15 protein-coding genes and 3 pseudogenes are annotated in these 24,426 nt (G+C 71.5%); 9 read left to right on the forward strand and 9 right to left on the reverse strand.

Going from position 1 to position 24,426, the window contains the following annotated elements:
• Window positions 1-29: 29 nt before the first annotated feature.
• The 5 genes and pseudogenes from ABZ564_RS13075 to ABZ564_RS13095 all read left to right on the forward strand — a co-directional run.
• Window positions 30-254 (forward strand): annotated as a pseudogene (locus ABZ564_RS13075) (IS5/IS1182 family transposase); the annotation flags it as partial.
• Window positions 255-377: 123 nt separating this feature from the next.
• Window positions 378-3,359: an AAA family ATPase gene (locus ABZ564_RS13080; protein ID WP_360854264.1), complete on the forward strand. Its 2,982-nt coding sequence runs from the start codon at window positions 378-380 to the stop codon at window positions 3,357-3,359.
• A gap of 101 nt (window positions 3,360-3,460) precedes the next feature.
• Window positions 3,461-3,601 (forward strand): hypothetical protein, encoded by a 141-nt coding sequence (locus ABZ564_RS13085; RefSeq protein WP_360854268.1) that lies wholly within the window; start codon window positions 3,461-3,463, stop codon window positions 3,599-3,601.
• Window positions 3,602-3,655: 54 nt separating this feature from the next.
• A complete protein-coding gene (locus ABZ564_RS13090) occupies window positions 3,656-7,693 on the forward strand; it encodes a S8 family serine peptidase (RefSeq protein ID WP_360854271.1) in 4,038 nt (1,345 codons plus the stop codon).
• Between the two features lie 350 nt (window positions 7,694-8,043).
• A complete protein-coding gene (locus ABZ564_RS13095) occupies window positions 8,044-8,754 on the forward strand; it encodes a hypothetical protein (protein WP_360854274.1) in 711 nt (236 codons plus the stop codon).
• A gap of 235 nt (window positions 8,755-8,989) precedes the next feature.
• On the opposite strand, the gene ABZ564_RS13100 is transcribed toward ABZ564_RS13095, so the two are convergent.
• Window positions 8,990-9,535 carry a WHG domain-containing protein gene (locus tag ABZ564_RS13100; protein WP_360854278.1) on the reverse strand — a complete coding sequence of 182 codons (546 nt, stop codon included), beginning with the start codon at window positions 9,533-9,535 and terminating at the stop codon, window positions 8,990-8,992.
• A 96-nt stretch (window positions 9,536-9,631) separates the two neighbouring features.
• Here ABZ564_RS13100 and ABZ564_RS13105 point away from each other — a divergent pair, with 96 nt between their 5' ends.
• The 3 genes and pseudogenes from ABZ564_RS13105 to ABZ564_RS13115 form a co-directional block, all read left to right on the forward strand.
• Entirely contained in the window at window positions 9,632-10,339 is a 708-nt protein-coding gene (locus ABZ564_RS13105; RefSeq protein WP_360854281.1) for an MBL fold metallo-hydrolase, read from the forward strand.
• A 436-nt stretch (window positions 10,340-10,775) separates the two neighbouring features.
• The gene (locus tag ABZ564_RS13110) at window positions 10,776-11,705 is read left to right on the forward strand and encodes a DUF1963 domain-containing protein (protein ID WP_360854284.1); all 930 of its coding nucleotides are present in this window, start codon (window positions 10,776-10,778) and stop codon (window positions 11,703-11,705) included.
• 213 nt (window positions 11,706-11,918) lie between these two features.
• Window positions 11,919-12,047, forward strand: a pseudogene (locus tag ABZ564_RS13115) (SMI1/KNR4 family protein); the annotation flags it as partial.
• Between the two features lie 223 nt (window positions 12,048-12,270).
• Here ABZ564_RS13115 and ABZ564_RS13120 read toward each other — a convergent pair.
• The 5 genes from ABZ564_RS13120 to ABZ564_RS13140 form a co-directional block, all read right to left on the reverse strand.
• Entirely contained in the window at window positions 12,271-14,652 is a 2,382-nt protein-coding gene (locus tag ABZ564_RS13120; RefSeq protein ID WP_360854287.1) for a penicillin acylase family protein, read from the reverse strand.
• A gap of 315 nt (window positions 14,653-14,967) precedes the next feature.
• On the reverse strand, window positions 14,968-16,488 hold the full coding sequence (locus tag ABZ564_RS13125) for a long-chain fatty acid--CoA ligase (protein WP_360854290.1): 1,521 nt from the start codon (window positions 16,486-16,488) through the stop codon (window positions 14,968-14,970).
• Between the two features lie 138 nt (window positions 16,489-16,626).
• A complete protein-coding gene (locus tag ABZ564_RS13130) occupies window positions 16,627-17,406 on the reverse strand; it encodes an SDR family NAD(P)-dependent oxidoreductase (protein ID WP_360854293.1) in 780 nt (259 codons plus the stop codon).
• A 54-nt stretch (window positions 17,407-17,460) separates the two neighbouring features.
• Window positions 17,461-18,654: an acyl-CoA dehydrogenase family protein gene (locus ABZ564_RS13135; RefSeq protein ID WP_360854527.1), complete on the reverse strand. Its 1,194-nt coding sequence runs from the start codon at window positions 18,652-18,654 to the stop codon at window positions 17,461-17,463.
• Between the two features lie 64 nt (window positions 18,655-18,718).
• On the reverse strand, window positions 18,719-19,519 hold the full coding sequence (locus ABZ564_RS13140; RefSeq protein WP_360854296.1) for a crotonase/enoyl-CoA hydratase family protein: 801 nt from the start codon (window positions 19,517-19,519) through the stop codon (window positions 18,719-18,721).
• A 103-nt stretch (window positions 19,520-19,622) separates the two neighbouring features.
• On the opposite strand from ABZ564_RS13140, the gene ABZ564_RS13145 reads away from it, so the two are divergent.
• The gene (locus ABZ564_RS13145) at window positions 19,623-20,165 is read left to right on the forward strand and encodes a helix-turn-helix domain-containing protein (RefSeq protein ID WP_360854299.1); all 543 of its coding nucleotides are present in this window, start codon (window positions 19,623-19,625) and stop codon (window positions 20,163-20,165) included.
• A gap of 167 nt (window positions 20,166-20,332) precedes the next feature.
• Here the strand turns inward: ABZ564_RS13145 and ABZ564_RS13150 are convergent.
• From ABZ564_RS13150 to ABZ564_RS13160, 3 genes and pseudogenes are all read right to left on the reverse strand, one after another.
• Window positions 20,333-20,452: pseudogene (locus ABZ564_RS13150) on the reverse strand (IS5/IS1182 family transposase); the annotation flags it as partial.
• Between the two features lie 185 nt (window positions 20,453-20,637).
• Entirely contained in the window at window positions 20,638-22,137 is a 1,500-nt protein-coding gene (locus tag ABZ564_RS13155; protein ID WP_360854302.1) for a rhamnulokinase family protein, read from the reverse strand.
• Window positions 22,138-22,340: 203 nt separating this feature from the next.
• On the reverse strand, window positions 22,341-24,416 hold the full coding sequence (locus ABZ564_RS13160; protein WP_360854530.1) for a bifunctional aldolase/short-chain dehydrogenase: 2,076 nt from the start codon (window positions 24,414-24,416) through the stop codon (window positions 22,341-22,343).
• Window positions 24,417-24,426: the final 10 nt, after the last annotated feature.

Here is a 24,426-nt window from a genome sequence, read left to right on the forward strand (position 1 = left end):
AGGGACGCGGTCACCCGGCTGGTCGTTGCGGTCGGCCGCTCGCCGGGAGCCGCAACGGCTGGAAGGCGGGGGAGGAGCCCGGCGCCAAGGCTGCCCTCGGCAAGACCCTCACGATCACCGACGGCGGCTACCCGGGCACCGGACTCGTCATCCCGCACCGCCGCGAGCGCGGCCGGGCCGAACTCCCGGGCCGGAAGAAGGAACACGGCGAGTCCCACACGCAGATCCGGGCCGGCGTCGAGCACCTCTACGCGATCGCCGACGGCGAACACCTACGCGCAACCCTCACCAGGGCGGACGCTGCCTGCCGAGGTATTAGTGTTCGGCACGGCGCAGAGGCGACCGGAATGATCCGTTGAGGGCCGGGGGAGAACGAGGTGACGAATCGGCACGATGGCCGCCAGGACCTGGGCAGCAGTTCGCCGAAGCGCGTCAAGGAGCGGCTGACGCCGGGTTTCGTCGGCCGGTCCGAGGTCCTCGAAGCGGTGCTCGACGCCCTGCGCGAGGGGCCCGCTTTCGTCGTCATCGAGGGCGAGCCGGGGATCGGGAAGACCCGGTTGCTGCGGGAGGTTCTCGCGGCCCTCGCCCCTTCCCCGTCCCAGGAGCGTCCGGTGGCGCTGGTCGTCACCTGCCCGCCGGTCGAGGAACCGTTTCCGTTCGGCCCGCTGGTGGATGCCCTGCGTCGGCTCCGTCCCTCGATCGGCGGCCTCGTTCTGAGCCGGCTCGCGGGAGCGCTGCAGCCGCTCTTCCCCGAATGGGCCGAGGAACTGCCGCCACCGCTCCCGCCGTTGCACGACGCGCACGGCACCCGGCACCGGGTGATGCGCGCCCTCACCGAACTCGTCGAACGGACGGGCGTCGACCTCCTCGTCGTGGAGGATGCCCAGTGGGCCGACCCGGCGACATTGGAGTGGCTGCTGGCCCTGACGGCGGGTGGCGGCGCACACCCGTCGATCGTGGTCACCTACCGGCCCGCCGACGTCACCGACGGCTCACTCCTGCGCCGGCTCACCGCCCGTCCGCCGGCCGGCGCGCGGCATCTGCGGGCCGAACTCGCTCCGCTGGACGCGGAGGCCACCCGGCGGCTCGTGATGTCGATGCTCAGCACGGAAGAGGTTTCGCAGGAGTTCACCGAGTTTCTGCACGAGCACGCCGATGGTGTACCCCTCGCGGTCGAGGAGACGGTCCGGCTGCTGCGGGACCGACGCGACATCGTGCGCCGCAAGGGCCGTTGGGCACGGCGGGCGCTGCGGGGTCTGGTGGTGCCACCGACCGTGCGGGACTCGGTCCTCGAACGTGTCGCCCGGCTGGATTCCGGCACACGCCACATGCTGGAGGCCGCGGCGGTGCTGGTCGAGTCCGCGGACACCGACACGCTCACCACCGTGGCCGAGGTGGACAGGGCGACCGCACGGGACGGAATCGCCGCCGCGTTGTCATCGGGGCTCCTCCTCGAGACAGCTCCCGGCCGGTACGCCTTCCGGCACGTCCTCGACGCGACCGCTGTCGGGGAAGCGATACCGGCCCCGCGGCGCCGTCACCTCGCCCACCGGGCGGCATGGACGCTCGAACGGCTCCCCCACCCACCGGTCGCGAGGCTCTGCCGGCACTTCCAGGACGCCGCGGATGTACAGGGGTGGAGCCGGTACGCCGAGGCGGCAGCCGACCTGGCGCGGGAGTCCGGCGACGACCACACCGCCGTGACCATGCTGCACACCCTGCTCACCACGGCTCCGCTGACGGACGGCGAACGTGCCCGCGTGGCCCGCAAGCTCGGCTCGGTGACCGTGCACCGCACCGAACCGCTCGGCGACCTGGAATTCGCGGTGCGCAACGCACTGACCGAGATCCTGGCGGACGGCGCCCTCGCCGGGCCGGAGCGGGGAGAGATACGCCTGCTCCTCGGATGGCTGCTGTTCCAGCTCGCCGAGTTCGACGCGGGACACGACCAGTTCCGGGCCGCGGTCGACGAGCTGCACGACCGCCCGGCGAGCGCGGCCCGCGCCATGATCTTCCTCTCCCGTCCCGAAGCCCCCCGGGACTGGCCGGTGGCACGCCACCTGGCGTGGCTGGACCGTGCGAACGTGGTCATTTCCAAGGTCGAACCGGCCTCGGCACGCCGGGCCCTGCACATCGACCGCGCGGTGCGGCTCCTCGACCTGGGGGAGGAGTCCGGCTGGGCGGCCGCCGACGCGATTCCCGCGTCGGCCGCCTCCTCCGAGGAGTCGTACGACATCCTGCGTGGGCTGCTCAACGTCGCCCAGCACGCGATCGACTGGGGACGGTTCCCGGAGGCCCGCGAGCGCCTTGACGCGGTCATCGGCTCCGCCCGGGCCGTCGGCCACCTGCGGGCCGTCGAGTTCGCCGAGTTCGACCACGCGCTGCTCGACCTGTGGACCGGGGAGTGGGGCGGTCTCGCCGACACGGCGGCCCGGCTGGAGTCCGAGGGAACCCATCCGTTGATCCGCCTGGCGGGGGGCGCGATCCGAGGCACGCTCGAAGTCGCCGAGGGCCGGCGGGAGAGCGCGGTGACACGACTGCGGACGATCCTCGAGGGGACGACGGCCAGCCCGGCGACGTCTCCTGCCGTACTCGCTGCGGCGGCCCTGGGCCGGGTCGCCCTGGTGGACGGGAACGCGGCAGCGGCCCTGGAGTTCACCACACCGCTCATGACGGTCGTCGCCGAGAAGGGGACCTGGCTGGACGGGACCCTGGCGGCTCCCGTGCACCTCGACGCGCTGACCGCCACCGGCAGGACCGACGACGCCGAGGCGCTTCTCGACCGGATGGCCGCCTGGTCACAGCAGCGATCCGCCCCCGTGCTGGCGGCAATCGTCCTGACCGGCCGGGGGTACGTGGCCCAGGCCCGTGGCGAACTCGAACGGGCCGCAACGCTGTTCGATGAGGCAGCCGGCGCGCTCGACGCCCTGCCGGCCCGTCACGACGCCCTCCTCGCGCGCGAACGGCACGGCCGCTGTCTGCTGGCCACGGGCGGCCGCGAGGCGGGCATTTCCCTCCTGCGTGACGTGCGGCTCAGGTTCTCCGCCCTCGGCGCCCCGTGGGACGCCGCCAGGGTCGAACGGGTACTGCACGAAGCCGGCCCGGTCGTCACGCGCTCCGGGCGCCGTGGCCCCCGTGGCTACGGGGACGAGCTCTCCCCACGGGAGCAGCAGGTACTCGCTCTGGTGGCGCGCGGCATGACCAACCGGGAAGCCGCCGCAGCGCTGTTCCTGTCACCCAAGACGGTCGGGGTGCACCTGGGTTCGGCCATGCGCAAGCTCGGCGTGTCCTCCCGCACAGCGGCCGCGATCACCGCGATGGAGAACGGTCTGATCCCGACCGGTCCCAGCCCGGCGTGACGTGCTCGTCGTCCCTCGGGGCGGCGGCCGGCGGTCCGCGCACGTAATAACTAGGCATTCGCCTTATAGGTCTCGGCGGGCCGGGAGGGCAGCCTGGCCGGATGCAGCCCGATTCAGCCGCCCCCGGCGCGCCCGACGACGCGACCGGCGACCTGCACCCCCTTGTGCACGACGGCCTCGACGACTTCCCCGATGACGACGACGTGGACGATGCGGCGCACGACGCCCTCGAACCACTCTGAATCCTGCCCGCCACCACCGCACCGACACCGGCCGGACCCGGCCTGGAGGACCAGTTGAACTCACGCACAGAGAGCCCGCCCGGAAGACTCCGCGGACCGCGCCTGGCGCTGCCGCTGGCGGCCGTGCTCACAGCAGGGCTGCTCACCACCGGTGGCGCCGCGGCCGCGGCGCCGGACCCCGCCGGCTCCGCAGGCCTGCCCAGGACCGCCTCCGTGACCGGCACGACCTCGGCCGACGTGCTCGGCACCATCGCCGGTCTCGGCCTCGACAAGCCCGTCACCGTCACGCTCGTGACCGGTGACGCGGTCACCTTGCGTCCCGACCGGGCCCCCACCGTCAAGGCGGGCGACGGCCGCGACGGGATCACCTTCGACGTCCGGGGCCAGGACGGAAAGCTCCTGGTCGTACCGTCCGACGCGGACCCGCTGCTCGCGAGCGGACGCGTCGACGAGCGGCTGTTCGATCTCACGTACCTGGTCAGGGAGGGATACGCCGACACGGAGAAGAAGGAGCTGCCGCTCCTGGTGGAAGGCGACCCGGCCGCGACACGCGATCTGGCGGCGGACGCGGGCGCCGCGGTGACCCGTAAGTTCCCGGAGCTGGGCGTGAGCGCCATCAGAGCGGACCGCGGCGGTGACGACGCGGCCCTGTGGGCGGGACTCTCCGCGCCGGACGGGTCCGCACGCCGGTCCGCCCCGGCCGGAGTCACCGGCTGGTGGCCCGAGGGCGTCGGGAAGCTGTGGCTGGACGGGACCGTGCACGCGGCCCTCGACACGGCCGCCCCGCAGATCGGGGCGCCGAAACTGTGGGACGAAGGCGTCGACGGCTCCGGCGTCACGGTCGCGGTTCTCGATTCCGGCGTGGACCGTACGCACCCCGACCTGAAGGGCAAGGTCACCAAGGAGGCGGTCTTCAGCTCCTCGGCGACGTCCGGCGTCCTCGACATCGCGCAGCTCGACGAGCCGGTCGGCTACGTCGGCATGCCCGGCGGCCGGGCCGTGCCCAAGACCGGCACGTCGGAGCCGTTGGTGTACGTCGGCCGGGCGTGCGTCGACAGCGCGGGCGACGAGCTGCTCGCCTCCCCGGCGGGCAAGGTCGCGCTCATCGACCGGGACCAGAAGGCGTGCCCGCTCTCCGAGGAGTACGACGCGGCCGTGGAGGCGGGCGCCACCGGCGTGGTCGTGCGCAACGACGAACGCGGCCTCTTCTCGGGGCTCCTCCTCGATGCGGAGCACCGCAATTCGGTATGGGCGGCCGGAATCAGCCAGGCCGACGGTGCGAGTCTGAAGGAGCTCATCGGGAAGGAGGGCACGGAAGAGGCCGTCATCGGCTTCAGCAGCGCCAAGTTCGCCGGTGACCTCCTCGGCCACGGTACGCACGTGGCGGGCACGGTCGCCGGCACGGGGGCCGCGTCCGACGGGCGCTACCGCGGCATCGCCCCCGGCGCGAAACTGCTCAACGGCAAGGTGCTGTCCGACTCCGGCCAGGGGCAGGAGTCGTGGATCATCGCGGGCATGGAGTGGGCCGTCGCCAACGGCGCCGACATCGTCAACATGTCGCTGGGCGGCAGCCCGACCGACGGCAGCGATCCCCTGTCCCAGGCCGTCGACCGCCTCGCGAAGGAACACGACACCCTCTTCGTGATCTCGGCGGGCAACTCCGGTCCGTACGGCCCGATCGGCGCTCCCGGCGCCGCGGACGCGGCCCTGACCGTCGGAGCGGTGGACAAGAACGACGACATGGCGTCGTTCTCGTCCCGTGGTCTGCGCCTGAAGAACTACGCGGTCAAACCGAACCTCGTCGCTCCCGGCGTCGGAATCGTCGCCCCGCGGGCCGGCGGCACCTCCATGGCCGGGAACGCCCAGGTGATCGACGACTACTACATGGGTGCGAGCGGCACATCGATGGCCACGCCCGTCGTCGCCGGCGCCGCCGCGCTCGTCGCGCAGGCCCGGCCCGGTCTCCGCGGGGAGCACCTCAAGAACGCCCTGACCTCGACCGCGGCCGACACCGGACACCCCGTCCCCGATCAGGGCACCGGCCGGGTGGACGTCGCACGCGCCGCCGCTCAGGGCGTGTACGCGGACGCGGCCCTCGCGTTCGGCGCGCTGACCGACCGGAACGAGCCGGTCGAGCGGACGGTGACGTACACCAACGACACCGACGCGGCCGTCAGCCTCCGCCTGGCGGCCGAGCCCGCGGGCAAGGTGAGGCTGTCCGCTGCTGAGCTCAGTGTCCCCCCTCACGCCGACGCCACGGTGAAGGTCTCCGTCGATCCCGCGGCAGCCGGCCTGGGTACCGTCAGCGGTGTGGTCACCGCAACCGGTGCCGATGTCTCGCTTCGCACCGGGTTCGGCTTCCGGGTCTCCCGGGTCATCGACCCCAGCCCCGACACATGGGGCGAGGACTGGGCAGCCGGATTCAACCCGGCGGGGGACGACGTGGGCCACGTCCTCGGGGACTCGGCGCTCAGCCCCGACGGCAAGCGGTTGTTCATGTTCGGCGGAGCCCACATCGAGCACGAGTTCACGACCGTGGCCGTGGACACGGCCACCGGCAAGACCGCCTGGACCGCGCGCTACCCCGTGCCCGACTGGGGCGGCACCCGCGGAGCCGGCGTCGCCGTCAGCCCCGACGGCAGGACGGTCTACGTGTCCGGGGAGGAGTGGAACCCCGAGACGGAGCGCCTGGACCTGGTCGTCCTCGCGTACAACAACGCGCCCCCGCGCACCGCGGACGACCCCGAGCCGGGCGAGCAACTCTGGCGGGCGGTGCATCCGGGCGTCGCCATCCGCGGGCTGGGGCCCGGCGGCGGCTCGCAGATCGCCGTGACCCCGGACGGCGACAGTGTCGTCGTGAGCGGCACCGAGTGGACCGACTTCCCGACCGCCTCGATGATGATTCTCGCCCTGGACGCCGCGAACGGTGAGCAGCGGTTCGTGGCCCGTCACGGCGAGAAGGGGCGGACGTTCGCCGGCCTCGATCTGGCCATCGACGCGTCCGGCCGGCACGCGTATGTCACCGGGTTCGGGCAGATCAAGGAACGTGAGTACCCGGCGCATCCGGTCACCGTCGCCTACGCGCTCACCGGCGACGAGCGGGGGAAGGAGCAGTGGGTGGCCCGCCACGACTCCGTCACCACCAACTACCAGTCGTGGCACAGCGCTCTCAGCGCCGACGGACACCGCTTGTTCGTCACCGACACGGTGCAGGTGGATGACGAGCCGTTCGACGAGCGCATGGAGACGCACGCCATCGACACGGCCACCGGCAAGGTGCTCTGGGCCACCACCTACGGCGCCGCCGAAGAGGGCTGGCTCCCCGGTCTCACGGAGCCGAGCCGCGGGGCGAACAACCCGAAGACTCCGGCGGTCGCGGTGAGCCCCTCCGACGATCTGGTCTACGTCGCCGGCGGGCACTGCGAAGGCGCCTCGTGCAGTGGCGACTTCGCCAGTGTCGTCCTCGCCTACGACCAGCGGACCGGCAAGAAGGTGTGGTCGCACCTCGACGCCGTCGAGAGCCCGCCGATCCCCCGGACGCTGCACACCTCCGTAGCGGTCAGCCCGGACGGAACCCGGGTCTACATCGCCGCGACGTGCTGCGCGACACGCACCAGCCTGGCCCCGCGCGACCAGGTCGTCACCGCGTACGACGCGGCAACCGGCGCACGGCTGGACTCGGCCCGGCACAACATCGGCGGCATCACGTCCGAGCAGGGCGGATTCGTGCTGGCGAGCCCGGACGGCTCCAAGGTGTACGGGGTCGCCCAGAGCGAGTACCTCAGCGCGGCATACCCGTACCGGTGGATCGTCACCTCGTACACGGCCCCGGTGACGTTCGACAGCCTCAGGTCCACGGTGGCGGGGCTCGCCGACGCCCACAAGGTGACACGGGCCGGCGAGAGCCGTCTCACGGCTGCGCTCCGTGCGGCCGAACGGGGCCAGGAGTCCGGCGCGACGGACAGTGCGCGCAAGGCGTGGGAGAGATTCCGCGCGGTCGCCGCCGATGCCCGGTTCGTACCGGACAAGTCCGCACGGACCCGGTTGCTGGACGAGGCCGACCGGTTGAGCGCGAGAACGAGCGAACGGTAGCCCTGCGATCGGCCGCCGCCCCCGGGGCGGCGGCCGATCGGGTCCGGCAGGTCATCGCCTCGCCCGGCACACGGTTGCCGATCGTGCCGTTGGCACCGAGGAGAGCGATCCTTGACCCGAAGGGCTCCGCGAGAACGGAGAACGGGAGCGGGCGAGCATGACGGTGACCGGCTGGTTCGGGCAGGACGCGGTGGCCTGAGCGAGGGTGTCGCGCCCGGCGACCTGGGCCGCGTCGAGGAGGCCCTGGCCATCCTGCTGCACACAAGCCCCCGCCCCCGCTCGTTCCGCCTTGTCGGTCACGTCCAAGCGGTGGGGGACTGGGGGGCGCGCCGTCGGGGGAAGGATGGCGCGTGCCCTACCCGTCCGACCGGAAGGCGTCCTCCATGCACCTCGCCCCGCACACCGTCGAACAGAAGGCTGCCGCCCGCCTGAGGTTCGAAACCGACGGTTACAGCCCGCTGCCCGGACTGCTCACCCCGGATGGCCTGGGCGAGTTGCGGGCGGAGGCCCAGCGGCTCGTGGACCGCGCCCGGCGCCGGGATTTCACGATGTCGTGCATGGACGACTCCCCCCGGCACATGACCACCCTCGGTGGCCACGACATCGCCCGGGACTCCCCTCTCTTGTGCGAGCTCTACGGCAACCCGAGCCTGCTCGGCCTGGTGAGCGAAGTAGCCGGCGAGCCGGCCGTGACCGTGCCCGATCCGCTGGAACGGCACGTCCTCAACGTCCTTCACCGACAAGGCGACACCCACGGCGCGCACACCGACGACTACCCCTACGCGCTGGTGATCTTCCTTGAAGCCCCTCAGTCGCCTGACGACGGCGGTCTGCTCCAGTACCTCCCCCGGGCCGGCTCACTGGCCGAGCTGGATACCGGACAGCCGCACTCGGTCCACCACCGTGCGGGCGACGCCTACCTCCTGCGCAGCGACACCACGGCTCACCGAGTCACTCCCCTGACCCGGCCAGGGGTGCGCCGCACGGTCCTCAACTTCGCCTACACCACCCGCTCAGCCGCCCCGCGCCGTACCCAGTCGGCGCGTGAGCTGTACTCGTGACGGGTCCGCACAGCAACCGGGCGTGCGCCGCAGGGGCAGCGACCGGAGGGCGCCACCGGCCCGCCTGTCGCTCCTCGGCCCGGCCTGCTCCGCGAGAACCGGCTCCCGCAAGCCCTGCTTTTTCCGAGCCGGCTTCGGTGGGCGTCGTTGGCAGCCGGCCGCTCGTCCTGGCGAGCAGCCACGCCTGCACCGAGGATCAGGAGCCCGAACCCCAGGCCGACGGCATGCCCGGCTCTCAGCCGGCGGGGGGCTGTTGGTGGCGGGTCAGGGCGCGGCGCATGGCGCCCAGCCCGTACTCGAAGGCGCGGTCGATGTCTCCGCCCAGCCGGAAGGCGCCGTTCAGCTCCATTCCGATGAAGCCGGTGAGCCAGGAGGTCAGCAGGCGAGCGGCTTCGAGTGTCTCCCGCTCGCCCACGAGCTCCGCGGAGGTGCGCAGTACCGGGCCGGCCGCGCGGGCGAGCGCTTCGGGGGGCGCATAGCTGGAATTGAGAAGGCGGAAACCTTCGGGGCGGGCCTCGGCGAAGCGCCGGTAGCAGCGCGCCAGTTCCTCGAGCGAGCCGTCGGTCGCCTCCAAGCGAGCCAGGAGGTCTTCGACGGTGGCCACGGCCACGGCGCTCAGCAGGGCCGCCCGGTTGCTGACGTGTTTGTAGAGCGAGGGCGCCCTCACCCCCACGCGCTGGGCGACCCCCTGCATGGTCAGTCCCTGCTGACCGCTCTCCTCCAGCAGCTCACGTCCCGCGGCGACGATTCTGCTGAGTGAGGTCTTCTCCGGTGTCGGCATGGCGCGTCCTCCCGCACTGCTTAGCTATTGACTATAGCCATCATAGCTAAGTACCGTAGCCATCGAAGCCGCCCGTACTGATCCGGGAGTAATCTCATGAGACTCGCGCCCCAGCTGTACCGCCTCGGCAACGACGTGGTGGCCTGCTACCTCATTGACACCCCCGAGGGCATCACGCTCATCGACGCGGGTCTGCCCGGCCACTGGCGGGACCTCCAGCGTGAACTCCGGGCGCTGGGCAAGTCGACCGCCGACATCCGGGGTCTCGTGCTGACGCACGGCGACTCGGACCACATCGGCTTCGCCGAGCGCCTGCGCAGCGAGCACGGCGTGCCGGTGTTCGTGCACGCCGCCGACGCCCACCGGACCCGCACGGGCGAGAAGCCCAAGACCCCCGCCGGTCCCATGCGGATCGGGCCCGCGCTCCGGTTCTTCGGGTACGGCCTCCGCAAGAACGGCCTGCGCACCCGCTATGTCTGCGAAGTGGTCGAGATCGCCGACGGCGACGTCCTGGACCTCCCCGGCAATCCGGTCGTCGTGGGAGTGCCGGGACACTCGCCGGGGAGCGTGGCGGTGCATGTTCCGCTCGTGGGCGCGGTCTTTGTCGGTGACGCCCTCACCACCCGGCATGTCCTCACCGGGCGTACCGGCCCACAGCCCGCACCCTTCACGGACGACCCGGCCGAAGCGCTCACCTCGCTCGACCGCATCGCCCCGCTCGCGGCGTCCTGGATACTCCCGGGTCACGGAGCCCCCTGGCGCACCTCACCGGCCGAAGTCAGCACAGCGATCAGGCGGAGCTGAGGATCAGGATCTGGTCATCACGGCCGAAACGACCGGCGGCAGCCCTTCCCGAAGGAACCGACTGGTGAAACCGGCCGGCACCGCCGTGAAGAAACCTCGTGGCCCCGTGCCACCGGCCGCCCGTGGCTCACTGGGAACAGGAAGCCACGGTCGATGAACCGCCGCCCTCCCGGCGAGCTGGTCCTGGTGGGCGGCGCCGGCCCGGTGGTGGTCCGCGGCGCAGGTCCTGCTGTCCAGCCGGTCCCCCCGGGCATGGCCTTGACGGCGTCCGGGGCGGTTCGTGTGGCACTCCGTCGGTGCCGGTCATAGGGCACCGGCACCGAATACGGCGGACCGGCGCCGGGACTCCTCGGTTCCCGCCCTGCCGAACCGCCCCCTCGTGGCGCCGGACTGCCGCTCACTCCGCCACGTACAGCTCCTGGCCGCCAACGCCCCCATGAAGCAGCAGGGTTGGAAAGGGTTTATCTTCTCGGGCATGGATCATCAGGGAGAGTTTCGTCGGGCAGCGCTTGAGTCGGGCATCCCGGACGACGAGATCGGCAGATTCAGCCGGCACCTTCGTTTGTCGATCGGATTGTCCGTGGGCGGTGGTTCTCCGGTCGGGCGGTTCGGGGGGCTGCCCCGGCTGCCGGTGGGCATGAAGTGGCCGTCCGCCGGGGACGTTCCGTTGCCTTTGCTCCTTTCCGTCGATTGCGGGGCGCTGCCGAGAATCGACGGCTTCGACCTGCCGGTGGACGGGACGCTGCTCTTCTTCGTGAATCAGGAGAGGGACCACGAGGACAGTTCCGGGAGGTACGCGCGAGTCGTGTACGTACCGGACGGCACCGAAACCGCGCTCGCGGAAGCCCCCAGCTCCATGTGTGTCCGCGAGCAGCTCGACGTCGGCGCCGAGCTCAGGTCCGAACTGCCCCTTTGGCTCCAGGAGGGCGACGAGGACGAGGACTGGCACGAGTTCTGGGAGGATCTCGACTGGGAGGACATGTCGCCCTTCCAGCAGCAGTTGGTCCGGTACATGGAGCGTGACCTGCCCCACCTGGACGAACTCAGGGCTCTGGCCCGCGACCTCTGGCCGTCTGGCGCCGGCGTTGTCATCGGCGGGTATGCCGATGACGAGGTGATCAAAAGCATTGCGGAGCAGACCCTCGCGGGACGGGAGAAGGCAGGCGAGATCCCAGCCATCCCGATCGCACAGTGGTATTCCCGCCTGGAGAAGGAAAAGCACCGGCTGACGAGCGAGTGGATATCGCTCGCCGGCGAAGCCCGGGTCTACGAGGAGTACCGCACGAGTTTTGTGATCCGCCACGACGACTTGGCCGCCGCTCGGGTGGAGAAGGCGCTGGCCGTGACCAGTTGGGAGGCCCCGTGACCAGGTTCGACGCACCTCTACCACGGCGGCGATGTCGGTGTGGTTGCCCTGGCGGAGCACGCTGATCGCGAGGTTGCGCAGGCCGGCCATCATCCGGGGCAGGCCGCCGGTGCGGATCGTGGAGGCGTCCTCGGTGAAGGTCTCGTGTCGCGAACCCGGACTCTCTCCCGATCACCGCCGACGCCGGCCACGTCCGATTGCTCCGGGGCGAACGGCCCCCTTACCGGCCGCGTCCTGATCGGCAACAGCGACGGGTGCCGGGGCCCCGACGTCTCCTTTGCCACCGACTTCCTCGACCGGTACGAACGCCGGCTCGACCACATGAGCGCCGGGCGCGACAACCTGACCCTGACACCCGGCCTCCGGGGAGCCGCCACCTGGGCCGAGCGACCTCTGCCGTCCCCTCAGGACCACACCGAGCAGTACGGCTGACGCCCCGTCTCATGCAGCCGACGCGAGAAGTCCTGCCGCCGGGGGAAGGCCGGGAGGCGGACGGCAGGTCCTCGCCGTCCTGCCCGCGGTCTTGGGGATCCGGGGTCCGTGCCGGCCCGGCCCGTGGGTGCCGCTACCTCCGCTCGCGCACCCGTACCACCTCCAGCTCCGGCGACCGCATGATGTCCCGCTCACAGAACCGCGACATCACCCAACGCTCACCCGAGAACAGTGCCGTCTGGTCCCGGTAGTGCGGCGACGCCGGGTTCGACGACTGGGAGTACGTCAGCAGCGTGCGGGCCACCGGGCACCGCCCGCCGTCCCAGCCGACCGCCTGGATGTGACTCGACCCGTGCACCGTCTCCGTGTAGCCGCCGCCCGCCGCGTTCCACACCGGCTCGACCTTGTTCCACACACCGAGCGCCTCCGTGCCCCCGGGGACCGGGTACCGTTTCCCGTTCCGTACGACGAACTGGTGCTCACCCAGTGGCGCGTCCAGCGCGATGCCCGCCGCCCGCAGTTCGGCCACCGCGCCCCTGAGCGCCTCGGCGAACGCGGGCGAGCCGGTGTTCAGCGTGTTCGGCGTTGTGACCGGGTCGCCCGCGTCGAAGGGAACCTTCCACAGCTGAGCCACCGGCACCGAGGCGGTCAGCGCCCGCCAGAACCGGTCGAAGAGCAGTGCGCCACGGCTTTCGGTGTCCATGGTCCGGTCCCAGCGGTCCAGCACCGTACACGCCTCGGCCAGTTCGTCCGCCGAGAGCTTTTCGCAGGCGAGCACCGTGTCGTCGACGGCGAGATCCGCGGCCGGCACCCGGTTGGCGAACTGATGCCGCTGAAGATCGGCCACCGTGAGCCGTCCGAGGTCCGCCATCGCCGCCACATCCTCGATCGAGCCGCGCGTACGGAGCGAACGAGGCGTACCCACGGTGCCGAAGACCCGCTCGTACCCCGTCAGCGGCGCGTCGGCGTTGGCCAGCCATGCGCTGTCGTTGGAGTTCTCCGCGTACGCGGCGTCCTTGAGCGTCGGCATCCGCGACGGCCCGAAAATGCCAGGCTGCACCGCGTCGTGGTCCCGGCCGAGCCCGCAGTCACGCCGGGAGCCGTCCAGAACCGCCACACCGGACGCCGGGTAGGTGGCCCGGCCGAGCGAGGTCGAACAGCGCTCGGCCAGCTCGTCGGTGATGCGCGGCAGCACCTGCGACTGGGTGAAGAGGGTGTGCCCGGCCGAGTCCGCGGCGATCGTGTTCAGCCACGGCAGTCCCTGGGTATGTCGCAGCCCTTCGAGCACGTCGTGTGTCGACCGTGCCCTGCCGAAGGTCAGCGACGTGTCAAAGCCTCGCAGGTTCACCGCGTTGGGGTCGTTCAGCGCGTAGGCGGTGGTGGCGGACCACGGCAGGGGCAGTGAGGTGCCGAGAGAGGTGACGACTGGACCGTACCGCGTCCAGTACTGCGTACGGGTGAGGGGAGCGCCGTGTTTCACGGGGATGGTGACGGTGCGTTCGGTCATCCGCTCACGGCGGCCGTCCACCAGGTACACGGTGGGATCGTCCGGGGCGAGGGTGAGCTGACGCAGATTCAGCGGGACGCCCGTCGCGACGGTGTGACTCCACGCCACCTTGTCGTTGAAGCCGAAGTTGACGACGGGCGTGCCGAGCAGCGAGGCGCCGGAGACGTTCAGCTTCCCGGGAATCGTCTGCTGCGACTGCCAGAAGCGTCGGCCGCCCTGCCACGGGTAGTGCGGGTTGCCGAGCAGCAGTCCCCGTCCGTTCGCGGTCGTGTCACCGCTGAACGCGACCGCGTTGGAGCCCATGTCGGCGTTCCGGGCCGAGAACAGCTCACGCGCGGCCGTCGCCGTTTTCTCCGCGTCGAGAGGGGCGACCGGGCCGGCCGGACCCGGCGGCCGCGCCGCCGTTATCCCGTCGACGGCGCGCCCCTGGCCGCCGAGCACGGAGACCGCGAAGGCGCGCCGGGCGACGTCCAGCGTCGTCACGGGCTTCACCCAGTCCGCGCTCCGGCAGGCCGGGTCCGTGATCCGGTTCTGCTTCAGCCAGGCGTTGTAGCCGGCGGCCCAGCCGCGCATCAGCTCCTTCAGCTCCGCGCTCGGCCCGGCCGGGGCCGGCGTGCGGAGCAGTCCCTCCACCGTGCCCGCGTCCTTCACGCCGCGGAAGTAGAGGTCGCTGGAGAGGTTCGAGCCGGCGGAGGAGAGCGAACCGTCCGGGGCCGTTCCGGGGCCGAAGTGCCGGGAGCGCTCGCCGTTCACGGTCACGAACCCGTCGGCGAGTACGCACACCTGGTCGGCGGCCTGCGCCCAGCCCGTGCCGAAGCCGAGGTTCGCGTAGTCCTTGGCCACGATGTGCGGAATGCCGTACTCGGTGTAGCGGATGACGGCGGACAGACCGCCGCCGGAAGGGTGCCGACCGGGTTCGTGGGCGGCCGCCGGCGTCAGCGCTGTCGCGACCGACGCGAGCGCGACAGCGGCGAGAGTGAGCCGTCCGATGCGGGTGCGGAAGAGCAATGTGTGCCTCCTGTGGGTCAGAAACTCATGGGTTCTCGTCCAGACACGGCGGATGTGCGGGGCGCCGAAGCAGTCGCGGACGTTGTGGGTCGACGCGGGGGCCTGGGGGGGGAGGAGCAGCAGACCGGCGCGATGAGTTCGGCCTGACAGAGCGCTCGGGGCAGCGCTGTTTCGGGGGCGTCGGCGAGCGCGCTGACGGGCCGGGCCCCGCCGACCGTGCCAGGTGTCCTCAGGCCTTCGACGGCGGCCGTGAAAGCGCCACCGCCCCGCTTCCTGCCCAGCACTCCGTGCGGCCGCCCCTGCCGAGCGACAGGTTCAGCCTCGTAGTGCCCGCTTGAGGATCTTGCCCGTGGGGCCCTTCGGCAGGGCTTCGAGGACGGTGATCTCACGGGGGTACTTGTATGCCGCGAGATGCTCACGGCAGTGGGCGATGAGCTCCTCGGGGCCGGCTGCCGCCTCGGGAGCGAGGGTGACGAAGGCGACCACCTGTTCGCCGAGCCGGTCATCGGGGCGGCCCACGACCGCGGCCTCGGCGACCGCGGGGTGGGCGTGGAGCACCTCCTCCACCTCGCGGGGGTACACGTTGTAACCGCCGCGAATGACAAGGTCCTTGAGACGGTCGACGACGTGGAGGTAACCGTCGTGGTCGAGGTAGCCGAGGTCACCCGTGGCGAACCATCCCTCGCGGATCGCGGCGGCGGTCTCCTCGGGCCGTTCGTGATAGCCCTTCATGACGTTGTGGCCGCGCACCAGGATCTCGCCCACCCGGTCGGCACCGGGCGGCAGCGGGCCGCCCTGTCCGTCGACCACGCGGACCTCGACGCCCCAGATCGGCTTGCCGACCGAGCCGATGCGGCGTTCCTCGGCGCCGGCGTTGAAGGTGATCACTGCGGCGGTCTCCGAGATGCCGTATCCCTCGAGCACGACACACCCCGTGAACGCCTTCTCGAAGGCGGCGACTACTTCCGCGGGGATCGCCGCGCCGGCGCTGATCGCGGCCCGGAGGCTGGAGGTGTCGCGCCCGGATCGGTCGGCCTGCAGAAGCGCGACGTACATCGTCGGCACTCCGACGAAGAGGGTGCAGCCGTGCCGCTCCATGGCGTCGGCCACCGCGGTCGCTTCGAAGCGCGGTACCAGGACCAGGCTCGAGCCGAAGCGGACCGCGGTGTTCAGAACGCTGGACAGGCCGAAGGCATGGAAGAAGGGCAGGGCGGCCAGCGTGCGGTCGGCCGGTTCCAGGCCGAACGCGCCGCCCGAGACGGTGCAGTTCATGTACAGCTGGAAGTGGGTCAGCTCGGCGCCTTTGGGCGCACCGGTCGTCCCGCTCGTGTAGAGGATGACCGCGGTGTCGTCGGCGCTGGTGGGATGGATCTCGTCCCGCGCCGGGCCTCGGCAGAGGTCGGTGAACGGCATGACGGTGGCCGGCAGGTCCTGCCGGTCCTCGGCTCCCACACAGTAGACACGCAGGTGGCCCGGCAGGTCGAGCCCCCCGGCGGCCGCTTTCCAGGAAGGAGCGGTGGTGATCAGGGTTCTGGCTCCGCTGTCGCTCAGCTGGTGGGCGAGTTCGCGGGCTGTCAGCAGAGGGTTGAGCGGGACCATGACCAGCCCGGCCTTGAGCACCCCGAAATAGGCGAGGGGAAACTCGACGATGTTGGGCAGCTGCACGGCCACGCGTTCACCGGGACGCAGGCCCGTGTCGCGCAGGGCGCGGGCGATTCGCCCGGAGACCGCGTCCGCCTCGCCGTAGGTGCAGGTGGATTCACCGTGCAGGAGCAAGGGGCGGCCGGCCGCTTTCAGGGCGGACTCACGCAGCATGGTGGCAAGGTTGAACGTCATGGGCATCTCCTGTCCTGCCGGGAGGCGGCGGCCACGCGTGCGGGCTCGCCGCGGGGCCGGTGCCGTCCCGGACACCGGCCCCTGGGGGCATCTGTTCGTTGGTGCCGTGGTGCGTCGTGCCGTGGTGCTGCGGGCGGCTCAGCGCGAGGCGACTATGCCCCCGTCGACGGGAATGACCGCCCCGGTGATGTACGTGCTGTCGGGACCGGCCAGGAAAGCCGTGATGCCGGCCATGTCGCCGGGACGGCCGATCCTGCGGAGCGGGATCTGCGCGGCCGGCGCATCGCCCGCGTGACGCAGCATGGGGGCGGTCATCTTGGACTCGAACAGTCCGGGGGCCACCGCGTTGACGAGAACGTCGGGTGCCAGCTCCGCGGCGAGCTGTTGGGTGAGCAGGTGGACCGCGGCCTTGCTGGCGCTGTAGGAGAAGTTGTTGAAGCCCGGTGCGGGCGCTCGGAGGCCGTCCACGCTGCCGATGTTGATGACCCGGGCCGGGTCGTCAGCGGTGGAGGCGGAGCGCAACAGGGGCAGCAGGGCCTGAGTGAGGACGAAGACGCCCTTGACGTTGACCGACATCACCTTGTCCCAGGCCGCGGCCGGGAAGCTGTCCAGGGGCGCGCCCCAGTTGGCGCCCGCGTTGTTGACGAGGACGTGGAGGGCGCTCTCGCGCTCGGTGAGGTGAGCGGCCAGTGCCGTGGCGCCCTCCTCGGTTCCGAGGTCCGCGGCGAAGGCGCTGATCTTCCCGAGGGGTGACAGGGCGGCAACGGTGGCGTCGAGCTCTTCCTGCTTGCGGCTGCTGATGTAGACCCGGGCGCCTTGGCGCAGCAGCCCTTCGGTGATCATCCTGCCGATTCCTCGGCCGCCGCCGGTGACGACCGCGGTCTTGCCCGCCAGCGCGGGAGTCTGTGTGGGGTTCACGAATGTCCTCGAATCAAGGGGGAAAGGGGGAGGGGGACGTGCGGGAGCGGAGGGCTACCGGATACGGCGTCCGGAGAGGGCGCGGCTGATGGCGAGGCGCTGGATCTCGCTGGTGCCTTCGTAGATGGTGAAGATCTTGGCGTCGCGGGCCCAGCGTTCGACGGGGTAGTCGCGGGTGTAGCCGTTGCCGCCGAGGATCTGCACGGCGCGTTCGGTGGTGCGGACGGCGACCTCGCTGGCCTTGAGTTTGGCCATGCTGCCCTCGGCGCGGGTGAAGGGCTTGCCGCGCGTCATCATGTGGCTGGCGCGCCAGACGAGGAGGCGGGCGGCGTCGATCTCCATGGCCATGTCGGCGAGGGTGAAGGCGATGGCCTGGTTGTCGATGATGGGCCGGCCGAACTGTTCGCGGACGCCGGCGTATTCGAGGGCGTACTCGTAGGCGGCGCGGGCGACACCGACGGCCATCGCGCCGATGCCGGGCCGGGTCGTCTCGAAGGTGGCCATGGCGGCGGGGACGCGTACGCGGGTGCCTTCGCGGGCTGTGGCCAGGCGCTGGTCGAGGGCGTCCTTGCCGCCCAGGACCAGGTCGGCGGGGAGGCGTACGTCGTCGAGGACGACCTCGGCGGTGTGAGAGGCGCGCAGGCCGTGCTTGGAGAACTTCTGGCCCTGGCTGAGACCGCGGGTGCCGGGCGGGACGAGGAACAGGGCGTGGCCGCGGGCGCCGAGACCGGGGTCGGTGACGGCGTTGACGACGTGGATGTTCGCGATGCCGCCGTTGGTGGCCCAGGTCTTGGTGCCGTTGAGCACCCACTCCTTGGTGGCTTCGTCATAGCGGGCGTGGGTGCGGATGGCGGCGGCGTCGCTCCCGGCGTTCGGCTCGCTGGCGCACAGGGCGGCGACGGCCAGATCGCCGGGGGTGCCGAAGAAGGCGGGCAGCCAGGTGTCGATCTGTTCCTTGGTGGCGGCGCCGAACAGGGCCGCGGCGGGCAGGAAGGTGCCCAGCAGGGCCTGGCCCATGCCGCCGTCGCCCCAGAAGATCTCCTCGGCGACCACGGGCTGCAGGAGCCCGGTGGGGTCGGCGATCATCTGCAGCGCGAACTCGGGGGTGTACAGGCCGGCCTTGGCGGCTTCCTCGATGACCGCCCAGGGCATTTCCTCACGCTCGTCGTACTGGGCGGCGACGGGGCGTACGCACTTCTCGGCGAAGCCGTGGGCCCAGGTGCGAACCTCGGCGATCTCGGGCGGCAGGTCGAAGAGGGAAAGGGTTCTCGTGGTGGTCACAGGAGTCTCCCGGTGTGGCGGGGCGGGCTGGTCAGCGGCCGGTGAAGACGGCGTCGCGGCGCTCGATGAAGGAGGTCACACCTTCGGCGCCGTCGGCGGTATTGATGAGCCGCGCGATGTCGGGGCGCAGCCGGGCGATGGCCGCGGCGTCCCCGTGGTCGCGGGCCCGGTGGGCGGAGGCGAGCGCGGTGCGCACGCCCAGGGGCGCGGAACGCTCGCTGATGGTCCGCGCGATCTCCCTGGCGCGTTCGAGCGCCGTGGCACCGTCGGGGGTGACTTCCTGGACCAGGCCGATGCGGTGGGCCTCGGTGGTGTCGAACTCGTCGCCGGTCAGGATCCAGCGCATGGCGTTGCCCCACCCCGCCTCGCGCGGGAAACGGAGCGTGGCCCCGCCGAAGGGGTAGATGCCGCGGCGGATCTCGTACTGGGCGAAGCGCGCGTCCTGGGCGGCCACGCGGATGTCGGCGGCCAGGAGCAGTTCGATGCCGAGCGTCATCACCCAGCCCTGCGCGGCCGCGACGACGGGCTTCGACCAGGTCCCGTCCAGCCGCCACGGGTCGCGGCCGCCCTCCGGGGCGGTGAACTCGCCCGAGGCCAGTTCGGCACCGACGTCGAGCATGTCCAGGCCCCCGGTGAAGTGGTCGCCGTGGGCGAACAGGACCCCGCACCACAGGTCGTCGTCGGACTCCAGCAGACCGTAGGCGGCGGACAGCTCGCTGATCATCTGCCGGGTGAAGGCGTTGCGCTTGGCGGGCCGGTTCAGGCCCATCAGCAGCACGTGCCCGTCCCGTTCGACGGTGACCGCCGGTGCGGTCGCAGGCGTGGAACCCATGGTTTCCTCCGAGCGAGTTGCATGATGGGACTCACGAGACGCTAGTCGGACCGGCCTGTCGAGGACAAGGGAATCTCATGATGAAACTGATATGGTGGCCACCATGAGACGGACCTCATTCGACGACTGGCCCTGCTCGATCGCCCGCACCGTGGACATCCTGGGCGATGGGTGGACACTGCTGGTCCTGCGCGAGGTCTTCTACGGCGAGTCACGCTTCGACGGCTTCATCGCCTCGCTCGGCATCGCCCGCAACACGCTCACCGACCGCCTCCGGCGCCTGGAGAGCGCGGGCCTGCTGCGGCGGAACCCCTACCAGAGCGAGCCGGTCCGCCACGAATACCTGCTGACCGACAAGGGCCGGGACTTCTTCGGCGTACTCACCGCCATCAACGCCTGGGGCGACCGCTGGCTGGCCGACGACGACGGCATCCCCGTGGTCATGCACCACACCGCCTGCGGCAACGACACCCAGGCCAAGGTCGTCTGCTCCTCCTGCGACGAACCGCTGCACCACCAGGACGTGGCCGTGCGGACCGGACCGGGCTATCCGCCCCGACTTCTCGAAAGCCCGGACGTACAGGCGCGCTTCGCCCCCGGCCGACAGCCGCGACGCGCCGCCGACACCGCAATGCCCCAACCGTAGAGGGGGACCTTCCCGCGAGGCGGCTTGTCGCTGGTGGTTGCGGGTCTTGGGCCTGGCCCGGTGGCGGCGTGGCCGGTCGGACCGGCCGGGCCCGCTCACCAACTGCCCTGCCAGTGCTCCCGGTTGAAGATTCCGGGCTCGGATTCAGTGAGAATTCCCAGTGTGACGAGGACCGGGTTCACGATCTCCCGAAGCGGATAACGCCCCTGATGCCCACTGACAGAGCGATGCCGGGCCTTCCGGGCCGTGAGCACCGGCTCGATCAACGCCCCCTGCTCGTCGGACAAGTCGAAGGCGCGGGCCGTGCGGTGGACCGTCGATCTTCCTGCGGTGGCCGGTGGTGTGCCGGGGCCGGCCTCAGCAGGTCCGGGCGACGGGGAAGCCCACGGTGACACCGAGGCGTTCGAGCAGCTTGATGGTGGCGATGGCCGTGGAGAGGGAGGCGGCGCCGGGGCGAAGCGGGCGACGCGTATCAGGGGCTGCTGGGGGCGGAGTCGAGTCGGGTGGCGGCCGCGTCCCAGGCCGCGCTGTCGCCGCTTGGGGTGTAGTGCCGCAGGTGCTGGGTGGAGGCGACGAGCCGGCGCATGGCGGTGAGGTCGCCGACGTGCCCGGCGGCGCGGGCCTGGACGAGGATGTTGCCGAGCGCGGTGGCCTCGGTGGGGCCGGCGATCACGGGCAGGCCGGTGGCGTCGGCGGTGAGCCGGCAGAGCAGGTCGTTGCGCGAGCCGCCGCCGACGAGATGGACGTGGGTGATGTCCCGGCCGGCGAGTTCGGCCGCCTGGCGCAGAGTGCGGCGGTGGGCGAGCGCCAGGCTCTCCAGGATGCAGCGGACGACCGCTCCCTGGCTGCCGGGGACGCGCTGGCCGGTGCGGGCGCAGAAGTCCCGGATACGGGCAGGCATGTCACCGGGGGCGAGGAACTCGGGCGCGTCCGGATCGATGATCGAGGCGAAGGATTCGGCTCGGGCCGCGTGGTCGAGCAGCGCCGGGATGTGCGTGGGCAGCCCCTCCTTGTCCCAGGTGCGGCGGCACTCTTCCAGGAGCCACATACCCATGATGTTGCGCAGGTAGCGGATGGTGCCGTCGATGCCGCGCTCGTTGGTGAAGTTCGCGGCCCGGGACTCCTCGGTCAGGACCGGGGCGTCCAGCTCCAGGCCGGCCAGTGACCATGTGCCGCACGAGATGTAGGCGAAGCCCGGTTCCGTTGCGGGCACGGCGACGACCGCGGAGGCGGTGTCGTGCGAGGCGACCGTGGTCACCGGCGTCCGGGCGTCGAGGCCGGTGTACGCGGCGACGTGGGGGAGCAGGGTGCCCGCCGGTTCGCCGGGGGCGCGCAGCGGCGGGAGCAGGGCGGGGGCCAGGGAGAGACGGCGGAGGATGTCCTGGGACCAGGTTCCGGTGCGGGCGTCGAACAGGCCGGTGGTGGAGGCGTTGGTCTCCTCGGCACCCACCGACCCGGTCAGCCAGTGGATCAGCAGGTCGGGGACGAGGAGCAGGGTGCGGGCGGCGCCGAACTGCACGCTCCCGGCCGCGGCGGCGAGCTGGAAGACGGTGTTGAACGGCAGGTGCTGGAGGCCCGTGATTCCGTACAGCTCCTCCGGGCCGATCTCGGCCCAGACGCGTTCGGTGGCGCCGTCGGTCCGGCTGTCGCGGTAGTGGTACGGGTGGCCGAGCAGGGCGCCGTCGGCGTCGAGGAGTCCATGGTCCACCGCCCAGGTGTCCACGCCGATGGAGGCGACCCCGCCGGCCCGGGCGGCTTCGCGCAGCCCGTCGAGGATGCCCTGGAACAGGGCGAGGACGTCCCAGCGCAGACCGTCGGGCAGCCGGACGGGTGTGTTGGGGAAGCGGTGGACCTCGGTGAGGCCGAGGTTGTCCGGGCCGACCCGGCCCAGGATCACGCGCCCGCTGGTGGCGCCGAGATCGACCGCGGCGAACGCGGCGGCGAAGGCGGAGGACGGGGGAGTGGTGGTCACGAGGGCTACCTCCGCGCGGCACGCGGCTGGTCGGGAACGAGGAAGGACGAGGAAGGGGCGCGGACCGGCGGCGGCGCCGTTCGGGGCACGCGCTGTCAGGGCACGGTCCCGTGTCCGTACGGCATGCTGCCGCCGGTCCGCGGTGGTGCACCCCGATGCCGACGGGTCAGGCGACCGGCATCAGGGCGATCAGGGGGCGCCGCTCAGCGCAGGAAGGCGGCGGCGACGCCTGCGTCGACGGGGATGTGCAGGCCGGTGGTGTGGGTGAGGTCGCCGCCGGTGAGGGCGAAGACGGCGTTCGCGACGTGCTCGGGCAGGACCTCGCGCTTGAGGAGGGTGCGCTGGGCGTAGAACTCGCCGAGCTTGTCCTCCTCGATGCCGTAGGTGGCGGCGCGCTGGGCGCCCCAGCCGGCGGCGAAGATCCCGGAGCCGCGGACGACGCCGTCGGGGTTGACGCCGTTGACGCGGATGCCGTGCTCACCGAGCTCGGCGGCGAGAAGGCGTACCTGATGGGCCTGGTCGGCCTTGGTGGCGGAATAGGCGATGTTGTTCGGACCGGCGAAGACCGCGTTCTTGGAAGCGATGTAGACGATGTCACCGCCCAGCCCCTGGCCGACCATGATCCGGGCCGCCTCGCGGGAGACCAGGAAGGAGCCACGGGCCATGATGTCGTGCTGCAGATCCCAGTCGCGGGCGGTGGTCTCCAGAAGCGGCTTCGAGACGGAGATCCCGGCGTTGTTGACCACCAGGTCGACGCCGCCGAACGCGAGAACGGCCTCACGGAACGCGGAGCTGATCTGTTCCTCGGAGGTGACGTCCACGGTGACCGCGACGGCCTTGTCCGGCCCGCCCAGCTCCTCGGCGACGGCCTGAGCGTTCTCCCCGTTCAGGTCGGCGACCACGACGCAGGCGCCCTCGGCGGCCAACCGGTGCGCGATGGCCTTGCCGATACCCGATCCCGCACCCGTCACCAGCGCCACCCGCGTTGCCAGAGGCTTCGGCTTCGGCATGCGCCGCAGCTTGGCCTCCTCCAGCTCCCAGTACTCGATGCGGAACTTCTCCGACTCCTCGATCGGCGCGTAGGAGGAGACGGCCTCGGCGCCGCGCATCACGTTGACCGCGTTGACGTAGAACTCACCCGCGACGCGGGCGGTCTGCTTGTCCTTTCCGAAGGAGAACATGCCCACGCCCGGGACCAGGACGATCGCCGGGTCCGCGCCCCGCATGGCGGGGGAGCCGTCCGTGGCATGCCGCCGGTAGTAGGCCGCGTACTCCTCGCGGTAGGCGGTGTGCAGCTCCTTCAGCCGGGCCACGGCCTCGTCCAGCGGGACGGTGGGCGGCAGGTCCAGGACCAGCGGCCGGACCTTGGTACGCAGGAAGTGGTCCGGGCAGGAGGTGCCGAGCGCCGCGAGGCGCGGGTGCTCGGCGCGGGCCAGGAAGTCCAGCACCACGTCCGTGTCGGTGAAGTGGCCGACCTGCGGCCGGTCCTGCGAAGCCAGCGAACGGATCACCGGCGCCAGGGCGGCAGCCCGCTCCCGGCGCGCCTCCTCGTCCAGTGCCCCGAAGCCGTCCAGTGACGCGCCGAACGGCTGCTCCTTGCCACGGTCCGCGAGGAAGGTCTCCGCCGTACGGATCATCCACAGGGCGTTCTTCTCGCACTCCTCCGAGGTCTCGCCCCAGGCGGTGATGCCATGCCCGCCGAGCACGACGCCGACGGCCCCGGGGTGGGACTCCTTGATCGCCGCGATGTCCAGGCCGAGCTGGAAGCCGGGGCGCCGCCAGGGCACCCACGCCACCTTTCCGCCGTAGCACTCGGCCGTCAGCTTCTCGCCGTCCGCCGCGCAGGCCAGCGCGATGCCGGAGTCGGGGTGAAGATGGTCGACGTGCGCAGCCTCGACCAGCCCGTGCATGGCGGTGTCGATGGACGGCGCCGCACCGCCCTTCCCGTACAGACAGTGGTCGAACGCGGCGACCATCTCGTCCTCGCGCTCCACGCCCGGATAGACGTCCTTCAGCGCCCGCAGCCGGTCGAGCCGCAGCACGGCCAAGCCGTCCTCGGTGAGCGTGCCGAGGTCGCCTCCGGACCCCTTCACCCACATCAGCTCCGTGTCCAAGCCGGTGACCGGGTCGGGGGCGGTGTCCTTGGCCGAGGCGTTGCCGCCGGCGTAGTTGGTGTTGCGGGGGTCGGAGCCCAGCCGGTGCGCGCGACCGAGGAGCGCGGCGACTTCGGTGTGGGTGGCCATGTGTGATCGGTCCTTCGGAGTCGAAGTGTGCGGGATGGGGGCGTCA

The sequence above is a fragment of the Streptomyces sp. NPDC019224 genome, assembly GCF_040632605.1.
Classification (GTDB): domain Bacteria; phylum Actinomycetota; class Actinomycetes; order Streptomycetales; family Streptomycetaceae; genus Streptomyces.